Annotated in this window: 19 protein-coding genes; 10 read left to right on the top strand and 9 right to left on the bottom strand. The window is 65.2% G+C overall.

What is annotated here, in order from left to right; translation table 11 throughout:
• Positions 1-781: hypothetical protein (locus QGG75_17965; protein ID MDP6069116.1), on the top strand; the 781-nt coding region annotated here is incomplete at its 5' end.
• Between the two features lie 12 nt (positions 782-793).
• Here the strand turns inward: QGG75_17965 and QGG75_17960 are convergent.
• The 8 genes from QGG75_17960 to QGG75_17925 all read right to left on the bottom strand — a co-directional run bounded on the left by QGG75_17960 (position 794) and on the right by QGG75_17925 (position 12,952).
• The gene (locus tag QGG75_17960) at positions 794-1,561 is read right to left on the bottom strand and encodes a class II aldolase/adducin family protein (protein MDP6069115.1); all 768 of its coding nucleotides are present in this window, start codon (positions 1,559-1,561) and stop codon (positions 794-796) included.
• A gap of 15 nt (positions 1,562-1,576) precedes the next feature.
• Positions 1,577-2,578 carry a 4,5-dihydroxyphthalate decarboxylase gene (locus QGG75_17955; GenBank protein MDP6069114.1) on the bottom strand — a complete coding sequence of 334 codons (1,002 nt, stop codon included), beginning with the start codon at positions 2,576-2,578 and terminating at the stop codon, positions 1,577-1,579.
• Complete coding sequence (locus QGG75_17950) at positions 2,578-3,552, bottom strand: ABC transporter substrate-binding protein (protein MDP6069113.1); 975 nt, start codon at positions 3,550-3,552, stop codon at positions 2,578-2,580. The genes QGG75_17955 and QGG75_17950 overlap by 1 nt, the downstream gene beginning before the upstream one ends.
• On the bottom strand, positions 3,549-5,450 hold the full coding sequence (locus QGG75_17945; GenBank protein MDP6069112.1) for a TRAP transporter fused permease subunit: 1,902 nt from the start codon (positions 5,448-5,450) through the stop codon (positions 3,549-3,551). Before QGG75_17945 ends, QGG75_17950 begins: the two co-directional genes overlap by 4 nt.
• A 99-nt stretch (positions 5,451-5,549) precedes the next feature.
• Entirely contained in the window at positions 5,550-6,557 is a 1,008-nt protein-coding gene (locus tag QGG75_17940) for a TAXI family TRAP transporter solute-binding subunit (protein ID MDP6069111.1), read from the bottom strand.
• Between the two features lie 77 nt (positions 6,558-6,634).
• Positions 6,635-9,019 carry a CoA transferase gene (locus QGG75_17935; protein ID MDP6069110.1) on the bottom strand — a complete coding sequence of 795 codons (2,385 nt, stop codon included), beginning with the start codon at positions 9,017-9,019 and terminating at the stop codon, positions 6,635-6,637.
• A 14-nt stretch (positions 9,020-9,033) separates the two neighbouring features.
• Positions 9,034-10,608, bottom strand: coding sequence for a UbiD family decarboxylase (locus QGG75_17930; GenBank protein MDP6069109.1), 1,575 nt, complete (start codon positions 10,606-10,608; stop codon positions 9,034-9,036).
• 52 nt (positions 10,609-10,660) lie between these two features.
• Complete coding sequence (locus QGG75_17925; protein MDP6069108.1) at positions 10,661-12,952, bottom strand: NADP-dependent malic enzyme; 2,292 nt, start codon at positions 12,950-12,952, stop codon at positions 10,661-10,663.
• Between the two features lie 135 nt (positions 12,953-13,087).
• Here QGG75_17925 and QGG75_17920 point away from each other — a divergent pair, with 135 nt between their 5' ends.
• The 9 genes from QGG75_17920 to QGG75_17880 all read left to right on the top strand — a co-directional run bounded on the left by QGG75_17920 (position 13,088) and on the right by QGG75_17880 (position 21,873).
• Entirely contained in the window at positions 13,088-13,819 is a 732-nt protein-coding gene (locus QGG75_17920; protein MDP6069107.1) for a NapC/NirT family cytochrome c, read from the top strand.
• Positions 13,820-13,874: 55 nt separating this feature from the next.
• Positions 13,875-14,531 carry a c-type cytochrome gene (locus QGG75_17915; protein MDP6069106.1) on the top strand — a complete coding sequence of 219 codons (657 nt, stop codon included), beginning with the start codon at positions 13,875-13,877 and terminating at the stop codon, positions 14,529-14,531.
• A 13-nt stretch (positions 14,532-14,544) separates the two neighbouring features.
• A complete protein-coding gene (locus QGG75_17910) occupies positions 14,545-17,256 on the top strand; it encodes a molybdopterin-dependent oxidoreductase (protein MDP6069105.1) in 2,712 nt (903 codons plus the stop codon).
• A gap of 73 nt (positions 17,257-17,329) precedes the next feature.
• The gene (locus QGG75_17905; GenBank protein ID MDP6069104.1) at positions 17,330-17,902 is read left to right on the top strand and encodes a 4Fe-4S dicluster domain-containing protein; all 573 of its coding nucleotides are present in this window, start codon (positions 17,330-17,332) and stop codon (positions 17,900-17,902) included.
• The gene (locus tag QGG75_17900; protein MDP6069103.1) at positions 17,895-18,890 is read left to right on the top strand and encodes a 4Fe-4S binding protein; all 996 of its coding nucleotides are present in this window, start codon (positions 17,895-17,897) and stop codon (positions 18,888-18,890) included. Before QGG75_17905 ends, QGG75_17900 begins: the two co-directional genes overlap by 8 nt.
• Positions 18,887-19,495 (top strand): 4Fe-4S dicluster domain-containing protein, encoded by a 609-nt coding sequence (locus tag QGG75_17895; GenBank protein MDP6069102.1) that lies wholly within the window; start codon positions 18,887-18,889, stop codon positions 19,493-19,495. Before QGG75_17900 ends, QGG75_17895 begins: the two co-directional genes overlap by 4 nt.
• Before the next feature lie 3 nt (positions 19,496-19,498).
• The gene (locus tag QGG75_17890) at positions 19,499-20,104 is read left to right on the top strand and encodes an MmcQ/YjbR family DNA-binding protein (protein ID MDP6069101.1); all 606 of its coding nucleotides are present in this window, start codon (positions 19,499-19,501) and stop codon (positions 20,102-20,104) included.
• Positions 20,101-20,700, top strand: coding sequence for a hypothetical protein (locus QGG75_17885; GenBank protein ID MDP6069100.1), 600 nt, complete (start codon positions 20,101-20,103; stop codon positions 20,698-20,700). Before QGG75_17890 ends, QGG75_17885 begins: the two co-directional genes overlap by 4 nt.
• Positions 20,701-20,778: 78 nt before the next feature.
• Positions 20,779-21,873, top strand: coding sequence for an alkylhydroperoxidase-related (seleno)protein (locus tag QGG75_17880; protein MDP6069099.1), 1,095 nt, complete (start codon positions 20,779-20,781; stop codon positions 21,871-21,873).
• Here the strand turns inward: QGG75_17880 and QGG75_17875 are convergent.
• Positions 21,870-22,796: an exopolyphosphatase gene (locus QGG75_17875; protein MDP6069098.1), complete on the bottom strand. Its 927-nt coding sequence runs from the start codon at positions 22,794-22,796 to the stop codon at positions 21,870-21,872. The genes QGG75_17880 and QGG75_17875 overlap by 4 nt on opposite strands.
• Positions 22,797-22,871 lie beyond the last annotated feature (75 nt).

The following is a 22,871-nucleotide window of genomic DNA, read 5'->3' as shown; positions in this document are numbered from 1 at the left end:
TTTCATCCGTATAGCGGGCGGCCGAAATACCATATTTTTCACCACGGCGCTCTTGATGATCCCGGCCGTGGGCGCCGGCTTCGCCCTGCAGGACAAGAATACGCCGCTCTGGACCTTCCAGTTGCTGGCGCTCTTGTCGGGCTTCGGCGGCGGCAATTTTGCCTCGTCCATGACCTTCGGATCCTTCATTGGCTACTCGGCGGCTTTTCCGCTCGCCATCAAGGTTGTCTTCGGTTTCCAGCATCTCGAGGTGGGCGGCGTGATGACCCACGACACCCTCAACCCGAACGGCCCCAGCGCCTTGATGTTCGCTTGGATGGGCCCCTTCATCGGCGCCCTGATCCGGCCCATCGGGGGCTGGGTTTCGGACAAGATCGGTGGTGCCAAGGTGACCCAGATCATCACCATCATGATGATCCTGAGCGCGCTCGGCGTGGCCTATTTCATGCAGGCCGCCTACCATTCGGCGACGCCGGAAGATTACTTCGTGCCTTTCTTCCTGCTTTTCCTGGTGCTCTTTGCCGGCACCGGCATCGGCAACGGCTCGACCTTCCGCACCATCGCCATGATCTTCCCCAAGGAACAGGCCGGCCCGGCGCTGGGCTGGACCTCGGCGGTGGCGGCCTACGGCGCCTTCATCATCCCCCAGGTGTTCGGCGAGCAGATCAAGGCGGCGACACCGCAGTACGCCCTCTACGGCTTCGCGATCTTCTACTTCGTCTGCCTGGTGCTGAACTTCTGGTACTACCTGGGGCCAAAGCGGGAATTCGACAACCCCTAAGCGGGCGATGCCCTAGGGCACTTTCCGGCTACCCCGCTGCCAGCCCATGGTCTCGGCCCGCAGCCGTTCGGCTTGGTCGCCCGCACCTTCGTGGCGCAGGAGTTTGCGGCCGTAGTAGGCGAAGAAATTGTCCCACAGGCCCATGGCGCCGAGATTGTCCGCCTTGCCGTCGGTTTCGGCCTTTTCGGGCACGCCCCAGGCCAGCCCCGAGCCGTTGAGCACGAGCTGGGCCTGGCAGGCTTTTTCGATGTAGATGCCGGTGATGGTGGCGTCGGCGATGGTCGGGCCGCAAAACGTAATACCGTGGTTTTTCATGAACACCACCTTGGCATTCCTCAGCGCCGCCGCCAGATCCTGACCCAGCGGCTTCGAGTCGATGAGATCCGAGGTATCGCGGTAGTGCGGCGTGTTGCCGGCGAAATGGATGCCCTCCTGGCCGATGGGGGCCAAGGTCTCGTGGGTGGCGGCGAAGAGGCAGGCGTAAAAGGGATGGCTGTGACCAACCACGTTGACGTCGTCGCGGGCCAACAGGATCTCCGAGTGGATCGGCCATTCGGAATGGCGTTGGCCGGCGCCGGCCAGGATTTTGCCTTCGAAGTCCAGTAGCAGGAAATCCTCGGGCCCCATGATCTCGTCGAGACCGAGGAAGAAACGTTTCATCCAAAAGCCGCGGCCCTCGGGATCACGCAATGAGAGGTGGCCCAGCGAGACGTCGTCATGGCCCTCCATGGCCAGGATGCGGCAGGCCAGCGCCAGGGTTTCGAGATCGGGATCGGACATAGCTTGGGGCTCCGCTCAAACGATGTGACTTTGTTGTACCGAGGCCGGGAAAAGATCCTCGACGGCCAGCGGCTCGGGCACCAGGCCCTGCTCGAAGGCATACTGCAAAAAGGCCTCCAGCGTGGGTCGGTTGGGCTCGATTCCGTAAGGCCAGATGTCGGCACCGAAAAGCGCCTGGGCCCGGGCCGCGTCGTCGAAACCCCAGGGCACGGGAAAATGCGACATGGTGGCATCGAGGGCGCGGGCCAGGCTGCGCTGCTTGGCCTCCTCGAAGGCGGTCATCAAGTTTGCCGCGATCCAGGGGTGGCGCTCCAGCAGCGCCGTGCGGATGGCGATGGTGTGCATGATGGGAAAGATGCCGGTTTTGCTGTAGTGCGCCTCCTCGGCGGCACGAAAGTCGGCCAGCAGGCGGCGCATGCCGGGCCGGCCTTCGGCGAAATGGGCCGGCGGCCGGGGTACGATCATGGCGTCGATGTCGCCCGCCAGCAGCATTTCCGTGAGTGACCGGTCGGGCTGGCCGCGGTAGCGGATGCCGTCGGGCAGCGCCAGTTCGGCCTTTTCCTCGCGGCCGGGCTCGTTCATGCCGGCCTGAACCCAGTCGATTTTGGTCAGCGCCACCCCGGCCTCGTGTTCGAGATATCCCCGGGCGTAGACACCGGCCGTCACCGACCATTCGGGCACGCCAACGCTGCGGCCCCTGAGATCCTCGAGGGTATTCACCGAGTCGTCGTCCCGGACATAGAACGAAGAGAGCCGGAAGACCCGCGAGGGAAAGACCGGAATTGCCGTGATGCTATGGTCGCCTTGGCCCCGGCGCGAGACGTATTTGGCGAAGGAATATTCCGAGACGTCCCATTCGCCGTAGGCCGTGAAGCGGTAGAAGATTTCTTCGACCGAGAGCCGTAGATGGGTGATTTCGATACCCGGGGCGCGAACCTGGCCGCTGGCCAGGTCGCGCATGTGATCGTAGTCGTCGGTGGCCAGGGTGAGGCGGAGGGGATTGCCGGGGGTGCTCATCAGGGCTCCATCTTGACGAAAATCTCGTCGGCTGTGAATTGCCGGGGTATCAGTCCCTGCTCATGGGACCAGCGCGTCTGGGCCTCGATGGTGGCACGGTTGGCCTCGACGCCGTAGGGCCAAAAGTCCGCACCCATCAATTCTATGGTGGCCTCGGCCTCGGCCACCAGCCAGGGCAGCATGACGGAGAGCGCATCGAGGTCCTGGAGCCTCGGCAAGGCCAGGGCCTTGGCCTCTGAGAAGCCGCGAAAGATCGCCCCGGCCAGCCAAGGGTGGGCCGCCAGCAAGTCCTGGCGAATGCCGACCACGTGCATGATGGGGAAAATGCCGGTTTTCTTGAAGTAGGCCTGCTCGAGCGGGCGGAAGTCGGCAAACAGGCGTCTGACGCCCGCTTCGCCACGGCTGAAAACCTCTGGGTCGCGGTAGCTGACGATGGCGTCGATCTCGCCGGCCAGCAGCATGGCGGAGAGCGTCTGGTCGGCGCCGATGGGCTCGATCTCGACGCCCGCCGGCGCCTCGATGGGCAAATAGCCGAGCCCGCCCGGGCTGTCGACGCCGCCGGTGCGCCACAGCATATCGCCCGGCGCCAGGCCGTATTCGTCGGCCAACAGGCCGCGCACGCAAAGCCCGCGGGTGAAGTGGTAGTTGGGCGATCCGAGCCGCTTTCCTTTGAGGTCGGATGGCGCCTCGATGGCGCTATGCGGCCCCAGGTAGATCGAGCCGTGGGCGAAGACGCGCGAGAGAAAGACCGGGATGGCGCGGTAGGGAAAGCCCCCCTGGCCCAGCGCCACCAGGTAGCTCGAGAGCGACATCTCGGCGACGTCAAATTCGTGGTCGTCGAAGAGCCGGCGGAAGGTCTCGGCGGGATGGTGGTTGTGGTAGGAGAGCGTGCAGCCCGCGATCTTCACGGCGCCCGATTTGAGGGCCTGGACGCGGTCGTAATCGCCGCTGCAGACGCTCAATTCCAAACTCACGCCGGGTCCTCGGGGTCGGGCCGCACCAGTCGCAGCCCCGGTGTCGCCAGCCAGAGCAGCGCCGCCAGGGCCAAGCCGAGCAGTGTCAAGGGCAGCGAGGAGCCGAACATCGAAAGTCCGGCCGCGGTCAATGCCAGGCGCTGCCAGGCCCGTAATGGGCCCCGCCAATAGCCCTCGACCGCCAGTGCCAGCAGGAAGACCCCGAGCACCGCCGCCAAGGTGGCGCCGATGATGTCGAGCGGCGTCCCCACGAGCAGGATCTCCGGCCGATAGATGAAGCCGAACGGCACCACGAAGGCGGCCAGTGCCAGACGCACCGACAAAACGGCGATGTGCAGCGGATTGTCCTCGGCGATCGAGGCGGCGGCGTAGGCCGCCACGGCCACCGGCGGGGTGATGGCCGACATCACGGCGTAATAGAGCAGGAACATGTGGGCCGCCAATATGGGCACGCCCAATTCGGCCAGCAGCGGCCCCATCAATACGCCGGCCAGGATATAGGCGCTGGGTGTCGGCATGCCCAGTCCCAGCACGATGGTCAGCGCCGCCGCCAGGACCAGCGAGCTGAAGAGCTGGGCATCGGTGATCAGGTAGATAACGTGGGCGAACTTGGCCGCCAGGCCGGTCATGGTGATGCCGCCGATGATCAGGCCGGCGGCGGCGCAGGCGCCGGCCACCGGCACCATGCGGTAGCAGGTTTCGGCCAGCACCTTGATCATGGTGACGGGGCCGATGCGGGTGCCGGGCTTGAGCATGGCCACGGCCAACACGGCGATGGTGCCGAACACCGCCACCATGGTCGGCGTGTAGCCATGAAAGAGCGCCACCGTAATGGCCACCAGCGGCACGAAAAAGAGGCCGCCCTGTTTCATGGTCTTGAGAAAAGGCGGAATTCGGTCGGCGTCGAGCGGCCGCAATCCCATCTTGAGCGAGCGGAAGTGGACCTGCGAATAGATGCAGACGTAGTAGAGCAGCGCCGGCACCACCGCGGCGATGGCGATGTCCTGGTATTCGATGCCGGTGTACTCGGCCATGATGAAGGCGGCCGAGCCCATCACCGGCGGCACCAAACTGCCGCCCGTCGAGGCCGCCACCTCGACGGCGCCTGCCAGCGCTCGCTTGTAGCCCAGCTTGCGCATGATCGGGATGGTGATCGATCCGGTCGTTACGACGTCCGAAGTGGGGCTACCCGAAACCATGCCGTAAAGCCCCGACGAAATCACCGCCACCTTGGCCGGGCCGCCGGGGTGGCGGCCGCTGATCGAGGCTGCGAAATCGAAGAAGAAATCGCCACCGCCGGTGGCCTGCAAAGTGGTGCCAAACAGCACGAATAGGAAGGCATAGGTGGCGGCGACGCGAATGGGCAGCCCGAAAATACCGTCGGTGGTGAACATCATGATGTCGGCGAAGTGTTCGTAGCCGATCAGGCCGTGCTGCAGCACGCCGGACAAGAGGTGGCCCCAGAAGTTGTAGGCTATGAACAGGAGCGCCACCACGGTCAAGCCGAGGCCGGTGGTGCGGCGCGTCATCTCGATGGCCAGCAGCAGCACCGCCGAGGAGAAAAAAAGATCCCAGACGGTCAAAGCGTCGAGCAGCGAGATGCGTTCCTCGACGACGCCGGCCTGCAGGCTGAAATAGACGCCCGATGCCAGCGCCGTGCCGCTGAGCAGCCAGTCGATGGGGCTGGGCCGCTCGGCATCGGAATGCTCGAAGGCGCCGACGGTGAGAAAACCGATGGTCATCATGCCGCAGGTGAACAGCATGCCCAGCGTCCAGGGACCGATGATGATCAGCGTCGCCGCGGTGATGACGAAGACGGCGATGACCAGCGAAACGGCGGTGAAAAACCAGCCGAGCGCACCCGTCGGCCGGCGGCGTGCACCGACCGAGAACCACACGCTGGCACGAATTACGCCCAGTCCGATCACGGCACCCGGCGCCCCGGCGGCGGGCCGCTCAGATCGGCCCGCCGGATTGGACGTTCTGCACGCTGACGGCTACATCAGCCCCGCTTCCTTGAGGTACTTGACGCTGCCCGGATGGAAAGGCGCGATGGCCGGGGTCGAGAGCGTCTTGGCCGTCGCGGTCTTCTTGATCAGGCGGTGCGACTTGTTCTTGAAGGCTTCGATCTGGGTGTGCAGCGCCTTGGTGACGGCGTAGGCCGTGGCGTCCGGCATGTTGGCGTTGGCCACGATTACCGCTCCGATGCAGATCGAGTTGATCCTGGCGCTGGCGAAGGCGTAGTCGCCCTGCTTGAAGGCGCAGGGCTCGCCGCCCAGTTTGCCGGCCACGGTTTTGACCACGGAGGCCGGAATGTCGAGCAGCACCGGCGTCACACCCTTGGCGATCTGGCGCACGGTGGGGTGCTTGTAGGCGATCCCGTAGTTGGCGAAATCGATGCGCCGGTCGAGCATCAAGGAGACGATTTCCTTGGAGGCCGCGTTGACCACCTGGCCGCCCCAGCCCTTGATGTCGGCCAGCGGGATGCCGACCTCCGCCATGACCATGGCGCTGACCACGCTGTCCATGTTGCCGCGCCGATTGATGGCCATGCGTACCGGCGGTTTCTTGGCCTTGAGATCGGCCAGCGAGGCGATGCCGTACTTGTCGGCGAAATCCTTATTCAGGAGCAGATGGGTGGCCTGAAAGCGAGCCGCCGGGGTATAGGCCCGGAACAGCACGCGGACGTTCTTCATGGCCGACTTGAAGGGCGCCTGGCCGGTCCAGGCCACCGTCAGCTCGCCGTCGGTGGCCAGACCCATGGGCACGCTGCCCTTGGACACCAGCGGCACGTTGGCCAGTCCGCCCGACGAGGTCTGATAGGTCACCGTCGAGCCCGGGTAGGCGGCCGCGATGGCGGCGTCGATGCCGGCCCCGATCTTCGACCAGAGCCCGCCCGGGCTGGCCCCGGATAGGGTCAGGTTGTATTTGCTTTGGGCCTCGGCGGTCCCGATGACGGTCGCCATGACCAACGACAAAGCGGCAAAAACTCGTATCGTTTTCATTGGATTCTCCCTCGTTGTTGTCTACTGTTCCGGCCGCTCTGACGGCGGCCCTGGTGGGCATGTGGGCTGTGGCACCGCTAGGCGCTGAGCCGGTCGCGGTCGCCGAAAACGCCTTGAGCCCGATAGGCCTCGATTTCCTCCTCGCTCAATCCCAGAAGCTCCGAAAAGACATGGCCGTTGTGCTCGCCCAGCAGGGGTGCCGGCCCGGCCACCGTTCCAGGCGTGGCTGAAAGCGCCATGGCCGGCAGGTAGCAGGCAATGTCGCCCATCTCGTCGTGGGGCCGCATCTGCCAGGTGCCGCCGGCCCGGATCTGCTCGTCGTGAAATAGATCCCGCATGTCGTTGACAGGATAGACGAGAACCGCCGCCTCGCGAAGGGCGTCGACGATGGCCTTGACCGGCCGGGCGGCGCACCAGGCGGCAACCAGGATATCGAGCTCGGCAGCCCGGCGTCGGCGCGCCGCCGCCGTCCGGAAGCGTTCGTCTCGGGCCGCCCCTGGCTCGCCCAGGGCTGCCGCCAGGGCGGCGAACTGGGCGTCCGACCAGCAGGAAAGAGCGACCCAGTGGCCGTCGGCGGCGCGGTAGGTGCCGTGGGGCACGGCCTCAGGGTCGCGGTTCCCCTGGCGGTAAAGCACGGCGCCGCTTTCCTGAAACTGGAGCAGCGGGCCGGCCAGGAAGAGAAGCCCGGTTTCGTATTGGGCCAGATCGATGTACGCGCCATGGTCGCTCTGCCGGCGTCGATCCAGGGCCGCCAGCACCGCCGAGAGGCCAAGGAGAGCCGCCACGAAATCGATGTAGGGCCCGTAGAGCAGCATGGGCGGGCCGTCGGGCTCGCCGGTCAGGCCGCAGAAGCCGGCCAGTGCCGAGAGCATGGTGCCGAACCCCGGCATCTTGGCCCGCGGCCCGGTCTGGCCCATGTTGCAGGTCGACAACATGACCAACCCCGGGTTGCTCTCGGCAAAACCGGCGTAACCGAGCCCCAAGCGGTCGATAACGCCGGGCCGCATGTTCTCGACCACCACGTCGGCCCAGTCCACCAGGCGGCGGGCGAGTTCCAGCCCGGCCGGCTTCTTGACGTCGACGGTGACGCCGCACTTGGAATCGTTGAACAGCGCAAAGCAGCCGCTGCGGTTGATGCCCGGCCGGTTGTCGGGATAGGGCGGGTACTGAAGGCGAAAACCGTCAGGCCGGTCGGCCGCCTCCAGGTGCACCACTTCGGCACCATAGTTGGCCATGATCTTACCCACCTGTGGCCCGGCGGCGTAGCCTCCGAATTCGACCACCTTGAGGTCCCCGAGCGCCGACCCGCGCGGACCGGACCCGGATTCGCCCACCCCGCTTGGCGGCCAGGCTCCACCGGCTGTCGTGCCCGGGGCGTGCCGCAGCTTGAGCCGCTGGCCGTCGATGACGGCGAAACTGCCGCAGTGGTGCTCGCTACGGCCCTTGGCGTCGCTCACCTCCTGCCAGAACTTCCTTGCCGCCAGCTGGGGATCACCGGCGATATCGCCGACGTCGAAGACCGGATAGCCCATCATGCCGCGGGCCGTGGTCTGGGCCAGAAACTCGGCTTTGCTCACGTCTCGCAGGAAGGCTGCGATCACCGCCTCCAGGCGGTCGACTTCGTCCTGGTTCAGCCTGGTTGGGTCGAAAGATTCCCAATCGACTTCGGCCAACGCGCCAAGCTCGGCACCCGCCTCATGCATCCAGGCCAGCAAGCCCTTGTTGGTGCTGCGCCCGGCGGCACCGCCATAGAGCACGAAGTTCAAATAGCCGTCGCGGCAGGGCCAGAAAGCCCGGTAGCGCGCCCCTGCCACCGAGCGCCCGGTGACGTAGGCCCCGGCCCGTGTCGCCACCGTGCCCAGCACGTCCCAGAAGGCGGGCGCATGCGCCAGCGCCATGATCACTGCCGACTGGGCCGAGACGTCGACGTGCTGGCCACGGCCGCTGGTCCGGCATTCGGTGAGCGCGATCAGCGCTCCTGCAGCACCGTGGGCGCCAGCCCAGCCGCCCGATTGCGGCGCCGTCACCCGGGTCGGCGCCCCCTCGGGCTCGCCGGCCAGCGAGAGCGCCCCACCGGCCGCCATGATCTCGAGGTCGCTGGCCGGCCACTGGGCGCGCGGTCCGGTGCGTCCGAAAGGCGTGATCGAGACGTGGACCAGCCGAGGGTGGGCGGCGGCCAGGCGGTAGGGGTCGAATTCTGCGGCCTCGGGCGATCCCGGGGTAATGGTCTCGATCAGGATGTCGACCCCGGCCAGGAATTCCTCGACCCGCCCCCGGTTCCCGGGGACGAAGGGATCGATTTCCTCTAGACGCTTGTTGACGTTGTTGGCCCGCCAGGTGACGTCGCGGGGCAAGCCGGGAGGTTCGAGGCGGACGACGTCCGCCCCCAGGTCGGCCAGCAAGCGGGCTGCCAGCCAGCCCAACGGGCCGGCAAGGTCGAGGACCCGGAGGCCGGCCAGCATGGCCGCTTCTCCCGCTAGCGCCCCGTCCTGGCCAGCGACAGCACCCAGCCCTGCATGCGTGCCTTGGCCCGCTCGATGTCTTCGTCCGAAAAGAAGTCCTCGAGCTTGACCCGGTCGACGGGGTAGACGGGCCGGTGGAAGTCCTGCTCGTAGCCGTAGGGCACCGTAGCGTCGATGCCCATGCCGCCTTCGAAGACCGTATTCGAGGCCGTCCAGGCCTTTTCGCCGGCGGTCATGCGCTCGGCCGGCATGAAGGTCTGGCCGCGACCGCCGGGCAGCGGATTCAAAATGTCGGTCTTGGGATTCACCCGCGTGGTCAGGCACCACATGATGTCGTCCATGGAATAGATGTCGACGTCCTCGCTGACGGCGATGACCAGGCGCATGCCCTGGGAGCACGAGAGAATGGCCGCCATGAAGTTGCGTTGCCAGCCCTCCTCGATGGAGTTGCGCTTCTTGACCTGGATGATGGCGCCGCCCCAGTCGGTCATGCAGAAGGGGATGTGGACGTCGGTCACGATGCCCGGCTGCAAACGCTCGCAAAGCTCGAAGATGGCGGCCTCGCGCACCGTGGTGTCTATGTTGCTGTCGTCCGAGGTGTGAACGCCGAGGGGAAAGATGATGGGCCGGGATTCCGGCTTGCGCATGGTGATGGCGCTGACGTGGAAAGTCGAGGTCTTGTACGCCTTGCCCATGTAGCCGGCCCATTCGGGGTGGAAGAAGGTCTTGCCCTGGACGTTCTTCTCCTCGGCCTCGGCGGTCTCGTAGCGCTTGTCGCGCTGGTGCAGGTGGCCTTCGAGTACGTATTCGGAATCGGCCAGGGCCCAGGCGTCGACGGTGCGGGCCTTGACCAGGCGGATGGGTGAGCCCTGGATCGCCCCGGCCACGGCGATCTCGTCGCAGCCCTTGGGCAGGATGACGTAGTCGAAGCCGGCCCCGGCCAGCAGCGTGCATGCCGGCGGTACGCCAAAGCACATGGTCAGCGGGATGGGTTCATCGTCCTTGTAGTGCTTGGTCAGCACCTGCCACATGTGCGAGCCGGGCGAGATCTGGAAGGTGCCGACGTCGCCCCAGCGGAAGTTCATGCGATTGTAGCCGAGGTCGCTGCCGCCGTCGAAATAGGGCCCGACGACGCAGCGGATGCCCGAACCCACGGTCAGCTCGGGCTCAAGGGCTGTGTGGCGGATGGCCGTGATCCACTCGTTGACGTCGATGTTCTCGGTGATGATGTGTTCCTGGCAGGGCGCCTCGTCCTGGCCGATCTCGGCCGGCTTGAGGGGATCGGAAAAGGCGGCCGCGATCTTGCGGGTGCGGTCGACGGGACCGTCGAAGCCGAACATGCTGTCGATCACGGTGATGTCGGAGAAAAGGTTGGTGATGGCCCGGGCGTGGGGCTTGCCTTTGACGTTGTGGAAGAGGATCGGTGGTCCGCCGTCGAGGTGCTTCTGGATGCCGGTGAGCTCGAGGTCGGGGTTGACCTCCTTCTCGGTTTCGATCAGGTGGCCCTCGTCGCGCAGCCACTCGATAGTGGTGCGCAGGCTGGAGCTGTCGCGCTCGTTGGCGGCGTTCCGGCGCACCGCGTCTGACATGGTCATCTCCCTTTTCTGTCTGGCGACACGATAGGTGGCTGCCAGCGACAACTCAACCGCTGCCGGCGGCGCTGAAATCGAGTTGGGCGTCGACGCCGGAAATGGCGCTCATGTTGACGATGCCCCGGGCGCTGATCGATGGCGTGACGATGTGGGCCGGCTTGGCGGCGCCCAGCAGTATGGGTCCCACCGGCAGGCCGTCGCCCAGCACCTTGAGCAGGTTGAAGGCGTTGTTGGCGGCGTCCAGCGAAGGCAGCATGAGAAGGTTGGCCTGGCCCTCGAGGCGCGAGTTGGGAAAGAGGCGGCGGCGGAGCTTCTCGTCGAGGGCGGCATCGGCGTGCATTTCGCCCTCGAACTCGAAGTCGGGCCGGCGCTGGGCCAGAAGGCGCACCGCCGCCTGCACCTTGCGCGCCGACGGCGTCTCGGCGGAGCCGAAATTGGAGTGCGAGAGAAAGGCCACACGGGGCTCGATGCCGAAGCGCCGCACCTCTTCGGCGGCCATCATCGTGGCCTCGACCATCTCTTCCGCCGTGGGCTCCGCTTTGACGTGGGTATCGCAAAAGAAATAGGTGCCCTTGTCGAGGATCAGCACGCCGAGTGCCGCCGCCTCGGTCACCCCGGCCGCCTTGCCGATGACGTCGAGCACGTAGCGCAGGTGCCAGAGGTATTGGCCATAGGTACCGCAAATCATGGCATCGGCCTTGCCCCGGGCCAGCAACAGCGAGGCGATCACCGTGGTATTGGTGCGCACGATGGTTCGCGCCGCTTCCGGCGAGACGCCCTTGCGTTCCATCAGGCCGTGGTAGTGGCCGCAGAAGTCCTCGTAGCGCGGGTTGTCGTTGGGGTTTACGAGTTCGAAATCATGGTCCGGCCGCAGCCGCAATCCCAAGGCCTCGATCTGCCCCGCGATGACCTCGGGGCGGCCGACCAGGGTGGGCCGGGCCAGGCCCTCGTCGATTACCACCTGGACGGCCCGCAGCACGCGCGGGTCCTCGCCTTCGGCATAAACCAGGCGGCGGGCGTCCTGCTTGGCCTGGGCAAAAACCGGTTTCATCAGCGTGCCCGAGCGGAAGACGAAACGCGACAACTGATCGCGATACTGGTCGAAGTCGGCGATCGGCCGTGTCGCCACGCCGCTGGCCATCGCCGCCTGGGCCACGGCGGGGGCGATTTCGACGATCAGGCGGGGATCGAAAGGCTTGGGGATGAGATAGTCGGGGCCGAAGGTCAGGCTCTCGGCGCCGCTGTAGGCCCGGGCCACCACTTCCGAGGATTCGGCCTTGGCCAATTCGGCAATGGCCGTGGTGCAGGCCAGCTTCATCTCCTCGTTGATGGCCGTGGCACCGACGTCCAGGGCGCCACGGAAAAGGAAGGGAAAACAGAGCACGTTGTTGACCTGGTTGGGGTAGTCCGAACGCCCCGTCGCCATCACCGCGTCGGGCCGCACGGCGTGCACGTCCTCGGGCAGGATCTCGGGCGTGGGGTTGGCCAGCGCCAGAATGAGCGGCCGCTCGGCCATCCGGGCCACCATCTCGGGAAGCAGCACGCCGGGTGCCGAGAGGCCGAGGAAAACGTCGGCCCCGCCGATCACCTGGTCGAGGTCGCGGGCCTCGGTGGCCACGGCGTAGGCCGCCTTCTCGGCCGTCATCTCCTGGTCGCGGCCGGCAAAGACGACGCCCAGGTGATCGACCAGCACGACGTTCTCGCGCCGAAGCCCCAGCGCCACCATCAGGTCGAGGCAGGCTATGCCGGCGGCGCCGCCGCCGGTCGAGACCAGCTTGATCTCGCCGATGTCCTTCTCCACCACGGCCAGTCCATTTTTCAACGCCGCGCTGGCCACGATGGCGGTGCCGTGCTGGTCGTCATGGAAAACCGGTATGTTCATGCGCCGGCGCAACTCGCGCTCCACCACGAAGCAATCCGGGGCCTTGATGTCCTCGAGGTTGATGGCGCCGAAGGTGGGCTCCAGCGCCGCCACGATCTCGACCAGCCGGTCGGGGTCGGTGGCGTCGATCTCGAGGTCGAAAACGTCGATGCCGGCGAATTTCTTGAACAGAACCGCCTTGCCCTCCATCACCGGCTTGGCGGCCAGCGGCCCGATATCGCCGAGCCCCAGGACCGCCGATCCATTGCTGACCACGGCCACCAGATTGCCCCGCACGGTCATCTCGAAGGCTGCCGCGTTGTCGGCCACGATGGCGTCACAGACCGCCGCCACGCCCGGCGAATAGGCCAGCGCCAGGTCGCGCTGGTTGCCCAGCGGCTTGGTCGGCGTGACGGTGAGCTTGCCCGGGGCGGGGCGGCGATGATAGTCGAGCGCTTGCTGGGTGATTTGGTTGTCCATGGCGATGCTCCTGTTGCAGCTTCCATGTTAACCCTGTCGCGGTTTCTGGGAAGTGCTGATTGCGGGCTAGGGCATTGATTTTGCGAGGCTTAGCTGTCACGGTAAACAGGCGGCGAAGCAAGCCCCCGGGGGGAAATGGCGGGACGCGAAGAGAGCCAGATATTGCGCCGGTCGTGGGCGCGACCGGAATGGCTGGTCGTGCTATTGCGGTTCTTGCAAACCACCGTCAGCAGCCGTCCGCTATCTGCGATCCTAGCCGCGTTCGTGGCCGGCATACTCTTTTGGGGCGCCTTCAATTGGAGTTTGGAGGCCACCAGCACCGAGACCTTTTGCATATCCTGCCATGTCATGGAGGAGAACGTTTACCGGGAATACCGTAAATCGGCGCACTTCACCAATCGCACCGGTGTGCGGGCCTCGTGCCCCGACTGCCACGTGCCCAAGGAATGGATTCACAAGGTCGTCCGCAAGATCGGCGCGACCAACGAATTGTTTCACTGGCTGATGGGATCGATCAGCACCCCGGGCGAGTTCAACGCCAAGCGGTTGCAGTTGGCGGGATACGTCTGGAACGATATGGTAGGTACTGATTCGCGGGAGTGCCGGAACTGCCACGGCATCGAATACATGAACCGCCAGGTGCAGGATATCCAGGCCCGCACCATGCACGGGTTGGCCGAAAAGTGGGGCACCACCTGCATCGAATGCCATCAGGGAATCGTCCATACGCTACCCGAGGGCTTCGACGAGGAGGCGGTGATGGATGCGCTGCATGACAGGATGGAAGAGGAAAAGGTGGATTGCCGTTCCTGCCACCTGGACATGGCGGCTCCTTCCAAGGACGATGGATGGGGCAAGGACGACTAGTCGGATTGACGGCCCAACGTGGGGCGCTCGAGATCGCAGAGGGTAGGGAGAGAACATGTTCGCATTCAAAGTGATGTTCGCCGGCCTGGCCGGCCTGGCCTGGGCCACCTTCAGCACCGCCAGCCAGGCCGCCACGGCGTCTCCATCGACGCTGAAACTGGGCAAGGTACTGTTCGTCGAGAATTGCGAGGTCTGTCATCAGGCCGACGCCATCGGCTCGCCTGGTGTGGCGCCGTCGTTGACCAATCAGGAACTTCTGAGCATCTCGACGGACAAGTTTTTCGAGGCCACAATCCGTGATGGCCGGGAGGATACGGGGATGCCGCCGTTTGCCCATTTGGGGCGCAAGAAAGTCCGTGCCATCGTGGCCTTTCTGCGCTTCCACGAGCAAAAGCCGAACCGGGCCAAGGAAGTGGACGGCCAGCCCGACGCCCGCGGTGATCCCCGCCTGGGACAAACCTGGTACAACAACATCTGCTCCACCTGTCATGGCGTCAGCGGCGACGGTTACGAGGCCGGCGGCACCGGTACGGCCATAGGATCGGCCGGTTTTTTGAACAAGGTCACCGACGGCTTCATCCGGGAAACCATCAAAAAGGGCCGCTCCAATACCCGCATGTTGGCCTTTCAGGGGCCGGCTGGGTTGGCCGATCTGACCAATCAGGAGATCGACGACATCATCGTCTATCTGCGCAGTCTTGGTAAGAAATAAGGAGGCGTAGAAAATGAAACGCAGCAAAAGAACTCTGTCGCGCCGGGATTTGCTCAAAACCGGAGCCTTCGTTTCGGCCTCCGCCTCGGCGGCCGGCGCCGGCCTGCTGGTGGGCGCCAATCCGGAACTCGAGATCGCTTCCGCCGAGGCGGCCGAAACCGAGGACGAGCGCACCACGGCGATCGCCCAGTGCCCCTACTGCGGCGTCGGCTGCGGCACCATCATCCAAGTCGAAAAAGGCAAGATCGTCTCGATGCGGCCCGACAAGGACCATCCGACGAATTTCGGCCTGCAGTGCATCAAGGGCCTGACGGCGGCCGAGCCCATGTACGTCGATCGCATGGAAGGCGATCCTTACGTGCGCAAGGACGTCTGGAAGGAATGGAAAAAAAGCGGCCACGGCGATCTCGATTTCGTCTCCCAAACCAAGGACTCGTTCGACGAGGAGCACTTCCAACGCGTGCCCTACCACGACGCCTCCGAGATGGTGGCGCACAAGATCGCCCACTTCGCCAAGAAATATGGCGGCAACTCGGTGGCGCTCTATGGCTCGGGCCAGTTGACCATGGAGGGGCAGTATCTCGAGAACCTGTTCCTCAAGGGCGTATTGGGCTCGAACACCATCGAGGCCAATGCCCGCATGTGCATGACCTCGGCTGTGACCGGCTATTTCGCGACGCTGGGCTCGGATACGCCGCCGCTGGCTTATGAAGACATCGAAATGTGCGACATGATCATGCATTTCGGGCACAACGCCCGCGAATCGCACCCCATCATTTTCTGGCGCGCCGCCGATTACAAACGCAAGAAGAACATTCCCTCCGTGGTCGTCGACCCGCGCCGCACCGGCACTCTGACCGGCTACGAGGACGTCAATCCCGACAACACCGTGCACGTGCCGATCCTGAACGGCGACATCAGTTTTCTCAACGCTATGGCCCACGTTTTGCTGAAGGACCACGATGACGTCATCGATTGGGATTTCGTCAAGGAGCATGCCACCGGCTGGCAGGAATACGTCAAAGCGTGCCGCGAGGATTACAGCCCCGAACAGGTGCAGGATCGCATGGGCGGGCCCAATCACGACGTCTCGCCGGCCCTCATCCGCCGCGTCGCCGGCATGTTCGCCGATGCCACGCGCAAGCGTTTGGCCAGGGCCCGGGGCAAGCAGAAAGGCGGCTATGGCGGCGTCATCATCATGTGGGGTATCGGCTACAACCAGCACGTCCACGGCCAGCACAACGTCATCTCGATCATCAACCTGCTGACGCTGACCGGCAATCTGGCCAAGCCCGGCTGCGGCCCCTTTTCCATGACCGGACAGCCCAACGCCATGGGCGAGCGTTTCACCGGTGGCTTGACGGGGCGGCTGCCCTTCAACAAACCGCTCTCGGACGCTACCCATCGCAAGCACATGGCCAAAAGCTGGCGCGTGCCCGAGGCCAATCTGGTCAACGCCATGAACTCCAAGAACCCGGGCTATGCCGTGGGCATGATGGAGCGGGCGCTGAAGGACGAGGTCAAGGCCATGTTCCTGGTCTACGCCACGCACATCGATCTGCCCGACCAGTACAATCTGGTGCGCCCGGCGCTGGCCAAGACCTTCAACGTGGTGCAGGAAATCTATCGCCACGCGCCCAACAATCTTTATGCCGACGTGATCTTTCCAGCCGCCACCTGGGGCGAGGTGGCGGGCGTCTACATCTCCTCGGAACGGCGTATCAATCTTTGTGAAAAGGCCGCCGAGCCGCCCAAGGGATGCCTGCCCGACCTGGACATGGTCATCGACAAGGCTAAGGAGATCGGCACGCTGCTGGGGCTGGATATGGAAAAGGTCCTGCCCTACAAGCGGGGCGACGACGGCTTCTACGACCCCGAAGAGATTTTCCGCGACGTGATCCGCGCCTCGGCCGGCACGGACACCGATCTCACCGGCATTCTGGACGTCGAGAAACTGGACAAGATATCGCCCTACGAGCAGCTCAAGGAGCTGCGCGGCATCCAATGGCCGGCGCCGAGCTACGAGACCGCTCAAAACGGCGGCACCAAGCGCCGCTTCATGATGCAGGAAGGAAGCTGGGAGAACCGGCCCTACGGCTACTTCCGCACCAAAGACGGCAAGGTGCACATGAAACTCTGCCGCCAGGACTATTCCGACCGTGCGGCGGCGACTGAGAAATTGATGCAGTTCGGTGTCGAGGAGGAACTTTACACCATCGACCACATCGATCTGATGGTCGAGGCTCGTGACAAGGGGCTGACGCCGGATATGCCGGACGAGGATTTCCGCGGCACGCGCTGGGACAAGGTGCCCAAGGACAAATATCCCTACTGGATGGGGCTGGGCGTGGTCTACGAGCACTTCCATACGGCCAAGTCCAACCGCAGCCCCACCACCCGCCGCCTGGTGCCGGAAATGTACGTCGAGATGCACGACGACGACGCCAAGGATCTGGGCATCAAGGATGGCGACAAGGTGCGCGTGGTGACGCGCCGGGGATCGCTCGAAGCCCGGGCCCAGGTCGGTACCAACAGCCTGGTCAAGCCGGCCCGCAACAGCGTACCCCGGGGCTACATGTTCGGGCCCTGGAACCTCTCGGTGGCGGACAGCGCCGATCCCAAGAAGAACAAATGGCTGGCCAACGGCATTACCAGCCGGGTTTGGGATCCCGTGTCGGGGCAGGTGGACTTCAAGAAGTGCGCCGCCCGAATTGAGAAGATCTGAGGGCTGCGAAGCGGGAACGACTGACCGCACGAACGGCTACGGTTGACCGGGTTAATTTATTGGCCATCGAGGGATGCGTCGCAGAACTTTCATGAGGGTGGTGGGTGCCGCGGCCGCGGCGGCGGCACTGCCGAGCCCGGCCGCGGCAGCGCCGGGGCGGCCTTCGCTCAGGTACCTGCGGCCCCCCGGGGGGCTGGCCGAGAAGGAATTTCTGGCGCGTTGCATCCGTTGCGGCCAATGCGGCGAAAACTGTCCCAACCGTTCCATCAAGTTTTTCGGCTTTGAGAACGGCTGGGCTTCGGCCGAGACGCCACACCTCATCCCGCGCCAAAAAGCCTGCATCCTTTGCATGAAATGCGGCGACGCCTGCCCCACCGGCGCCCTCAAACCCATCGCGCGCGAATTGGGGGCCATCCTGGCCGAGGTCAGGATGGGCCGGGCCCGGGTCGACGAAAGCCTGTGCCTGTCGTTCCAGGGCAAGACCTGCGGCGTCTGCTACCGGGCCTGTCCGCTGCCCGACGTGGCCATCACCGTGGGCCGCCTCGAGCAGCCCCACGTCACCGACAAATGCGTCGGCTGTGGCCTTTGCGAACGCTCCTGCATTCAATTGCCGCAGGCCATCCGCATCATTCCGGACCATGGCTGAGGGCCGCCAGCCTTTCGTGCTCTGGCGCCACCTCAACAAACTGCGCTGGCTGGTGCTGTGCCTGGTCCTGGCCACGCTCGTCCTCTTGCCGCTGGTGCACCTTTACCAGACCTACGTGGCAGCCCACGCCTACGACTTGCTGGCGCCAGAGGAAAAGCGCCTCTACGACGTCATGGAGATGCTGACCGCGCCCTTGGTCGACGATCCGGCCGAGGACCTGGATGCCATCAAGGGCACCACCTGGTCGGGGACGTTCTGGTCGCTCAGACTCACCGATCCCTTGGCCGCCCTGGGACAGATCGCCGCCGGCCTGGGCTTTCATTGGCCCTTTCTGCTGACGGCGCTGATCCCCCTGGCCGTGACCGCCGTCTTCGGCCGCATTTTCTGCGGCTGGATCTGCCCGGCCACGCTGATCTATGAACTCAACAGCAATTTTGCCTCCTGGCTGCGCTGGGCCGGCCTCGATCTGGGCAACCGGCGCTTCGACTTGCGGCTGAAATATGCCGTGCTGGTCTTGGGATTGGTGCTCTCGGCGGCCAGCGGCGTCGTCCTGGTCGCCACCATCTATCCGCCGGCCATCATCGGCCGCGAGCTTTACTATGTCATCGCGCTGGGCGGATTTGGCGCCGGCACGGTGTTTTTCCTGGTCACGCTGCTGTTCGATTTGCTGGTGGCGCGGCGAGGTTTCTGCCGCTATCTCTGCCCCGGGGGGGCGCTCTATTCCCTGCTTGGGCGCTTCCGCCTGGTGCGCATCCGCCGCCTGGTCGAGAATTGCAACGATTGCGCCAAGTGCAACGTCATTTGCGAGTTCGGCCTCGATCCCATGGCCGATGGTTTCGGCCAGGAGTGCAACAACTGTACCGCCTGCATCGCCATCTGCCCGACGGCTGCCTTGACGTTCACCATCAGGCCCAGCGACGTGGCCGCCCAGGGGCCGGGCCACCTGGGCCGTGAACATCGCCGCCCGCCGGAGGTGGCGGGGCCATGAAGCGCCGCCGGCTGCTCAAGAAGATCGTCGCCGGTGCCGCGCTGGTGGCCGCCAGCGCCGCGCCTTACGCCGCGTCACCGCTGCTGGCGCCCGGGCAGACAGCAAAAAACCGCAATTATCTGCGCCCGCCGGGGGCGCTGGCGGATGACGCCGCCTTCGTTGCCGCCTGTATCGGTTGCGGCCTTTGCGGCGAGGTCTGCCCGCCGCGCTGCCTGTTTTTTCACAGCCGCGGCGGCGGCGCCAAGGTCAATACACCTTTCCTCGATGCGGCGGAAAAGGGCTGCATCTTGTGCGGCAAATGCATGGAGGTCTGCCCCACCGAGGCGCTCAGCGTGGTGCCTCGGGAACGGGTTGCCATGGGATTGGCCCAAATCGACCGCGACGCCTGTTATCCCTGGGTCGACCGTGGCGTCTGCGGCGCCTGCGTCAGTATCTGCCCCTTGGGCAAGCAGGCCATTAGCCACAAGATGTGGAACCAGTACCGGCCGGTCATCAAAGAGGGTTGTGTCGGTTGCGGGCTTTGCGTCGAGATCTGTCCCCATCCCAGCAAACCGATCTGGGTCGTCAAAGGCGGCGCCGATCGGACCGCGCCGAGCCGGGGCTGAGCGATGGCGAGGTTTTCGTTCCTTGCCCTGATGGTCGTGGTCGCTTGTTCGGCGGCCCTGGAGTTGGCGCTCGCGCACCACGTGCTGGGCCGGCCCAGTTACGACCTGAGCGGCGATTCCAACACACCGCCGGCAATCCAGGTGGAGATACAGGTCGGCGACTTTACCGCCACCTACATGGTCTTTCCCGACCAGCCGCGTCCGGGGCGTCCGGGGCGCATCAATCTCTATCTCCCGCGAACCGACGGCGGCCCGCCGTTCACCGGCAAGGTTACCTTCAAGGTGCGCAACGGTTCGTGGTTTTCCTGGTTGGGGTATCGTCCGCACAGCTCGGTTCTCGGCCTGCAATCACCGGACGACGCGGTCTTTCGCCAAGGTGTCCACTTCGAAGCTGCCGGCGAATACATCGTCAGCGCCGAGTTCGAGGCCGCTGGTGTGCCCTATGCCATCGATTTCCCCCTGCGGGTCGGCGAGCCATCACGCTTTGGACCCACCAGCATCGCGCTCGCGGTCCTGGCGATCATGCTGGTGGGCTTCACCATCGTCCAGCGCCGGCGCGCCCTGACCGGCAAGATCCGCGGCGCCCACAACGAGAAGCGGCCGAAATGAAACGCCGCGATCTCTTGAAACTGGGTGCGCAAAAGGCTGCCGAGGTGGCCCTGGAGGTGGCCGGCCAGGCGGCAACCCTGCGCGCCGACGGTTGGATCAGGCCGCCCTTCGCCGTCGACGAGCCGCTGTTCCTGGCCCGCTGCACACGCTGCGACAAATGCCTCGAGGCCTGCGGCTATGACGTTCTCTTCAAACTCAGGTCCGGCCATGGCCTGACGGCGGCCGGGACACCGGCCATGAATCTGCTCCATCGCGGTTGCCGTCTGTGCCCGGACTGGCCCTGCGTCAGCGCCTGCGAACCGGCCGCATTGGCGCTGCCGGCGGGCGCCAAAGAAAATGCACCCGTGGTGCCGCCGAAGTTGGCCGTGGCCAGCATCGACGAACGGTCGTGCCTGCCCTATCTGGGCCCCGAGTGCGGCGCCTGTGCCGACAGTTGCCCGGTCGCCGGCGCGCTGCAATGGCCGGACGGGCGCAAACCGGTGATTGACCAGGATCTCTGCGCCGGCTGTGCGCTTTGCCGCGAAGCCTGTATCGTCGATCCCAAGGCGGTCGGCATCGCGGTCTTCATCGCGGCCGGGGAGAGCGGGGAGGCGTGATGGCGAAGGCAGCAAAATCCGCTCCGGAATTGTCGCCCAAGCTTGCGGTCCGGGGCGGATGATTGAAAGGAAACCTCGATGAACCCCTTCGACGCCGCGCCGCTGAACCTGCGCGAGGACCTGCGCTCAGCGCTGAACGAGGCCTGGCGGCGCCTCGGCGAGTGCGGCGCCTGGCTCGACGGTGCCCAACGCCTGGCCATTGCGGCGGCGGCGCGCGAGGCCTGGAACTGCGGCTTTTGCCGGCGCCGCAAAGAGGCGCTTTCGCCCCACGCCGAGGCGGGCAGCCACGACTATGCCGGCGGGCTTGCCGATTCCTGGATCGAAGTCATCCATCCGCTGATTACCGATTCCGGCCGTCTGAGCGAAAGATGGTACCGCCAGGCCCGCGATTCAGGGATCGAAGAAGACGAATTTATCGAGATCGTCAGCGTCGCCATCATCAGCCAAACCGTCGATTCCTTCGCCTTCGGCGCCGGCCTCGCCTTGCCGGAATTTCCCAAGCGTAGCGCTGGCCAGCCGGCGCGGCGGCGCCCGCCCGAGGCGACGCTTGGCCCAGGCTGGCTCTCGACCATCGCGCCCGAAGATGCGCCGCCCGACTTCGCCGATTTCTACGCCAACGACTCGCACTTCTACATTCGCCGCTCGCTGACCCTGGTGCCCGACGAGGTGCGGCGTTTTTGGGACCTCATGAACCCGCTTTACCTGCCCGACCCCCGTATCGACGAGCTCGAGGGCCTGGACAGGGCCATCTCGCGGGCCCAGATCGAGTTCCTGGCGGCCCGCTGTTCGGCCCTCCTTGAGTGCTTCTACTGAACCACCAGCCATGCAGCGCGGCTCCGGGTGAGCGGCCAAAGCAGCGGCGACGAATACCAGCTCGCAGCCGTCATGAGCGACGCGGCGGGCGATGGCGGCGTGCCCCAGGGGGCGCTTTTGAGCGCCTTCGCGGCCGGCGTTTGCCGCCGCGACGCGGCCCGGACGGCGATGGCGCGGGCCGCCATCACCGAGCGTCTCGGCGAGGCCGCCATGCTCGACGCCGCGGCGGTGATCGCCGCCTTCAACGCCTATCCCCGGGCCGCCGATGCCACCGGCATTCCGCTCGAGGCGGTCAAGGAGGAGATGACGGCGGACATGCGCGCTGAGCTCGACCTGGAAATGTTCGTTTACGCGGGCTAACCGTCGGCGGTGATCCGGGCCACCAGTTCGCCCAGCACCCGCTCGGCGTCCGCGTTGGCCGCGCGACAGGTGCCGACGGCGCGGTGGCCGCCGCCGCCGTACTTCAGCATCAGCTCGCCGACGTTGGTGCGCGAGCTGCGGTCGAGGATCGACTTGCCGACGGCGAAAACGGTGTGGTCCGAGCCGAAGGGCAGCGCTTGGATCGATATGTTGCACTCGGGGTAGAGGGCGTAGACGGTAAAGCGGTTGCCGCAGTAGATCGAATCCTGGCCGCGGAAATCGACCACCACTAGGTTGCCGTGCAGCTTGGCGCAATCCTTGATCTGCATCTCGAAGAGCTCGGCATGGGTCATGAAGAGGTGCAGGCGCTCCTCGACGTCGGGCAGCGCCATGATCTCCGCCACCGGGGTGTGGCGAAGATAGGTCATCATTTCCTTCATGAACTGCGGCGTCGAGACCTGGTAGGGGCCGAAGCGGTCGAGGCCGGTGCGCGGATCGAGCATGAAATTGAGCATGGTCCAGGGCTCGGGCGCCAGGATGTCGGCTTCATCATATTGCGCCGCATCGGCCTGGTCGACGGCCGCCAACATTTCCTCGGAGATCTCGGGAAAGGCGTCGTGGCCGCCGAAATGCTCGTAGACCACCCGGGCCGCCGAGGGCGCCTCGGAATCGATCACCAGGTTGTCGTGGGCCCCCACGCGTTCGACCTCGCTGAAATGGTGGTCGATGCAGAGGTGGGCGGCTTCGGTATAGGGCAGGTTGGTGAGAATATCGTTGCCGTCGATTTCAACCTCGCCATCCTGCACCTGCTTGGGCTCGGCAAACGCCACCTCGCCGATCATGCCCAATTCCATCAACAGGCAGCCCGAAACGGCACCGTCGAAATCGGCCCGGGTGACGAGGCGGTATTTTTTTTCGGACATGGTACCTGTTCTGGTAATAGGACAGGCGGCAAAAGCCGTCTGCGCCGCGCGCTGGGGGGAAGTGTAGCACGACCT

This window comes from Alphaproteobacteria bacterium (genome assembly GCA_030740435.1).
GTDB lineage: Bacteria > Pseudomonadota > Alphaproteobacteria > UBA2966 > UBA2966.
This window is presented reverse-complemented; position numbering and strand designations above follow the sequence as displayed.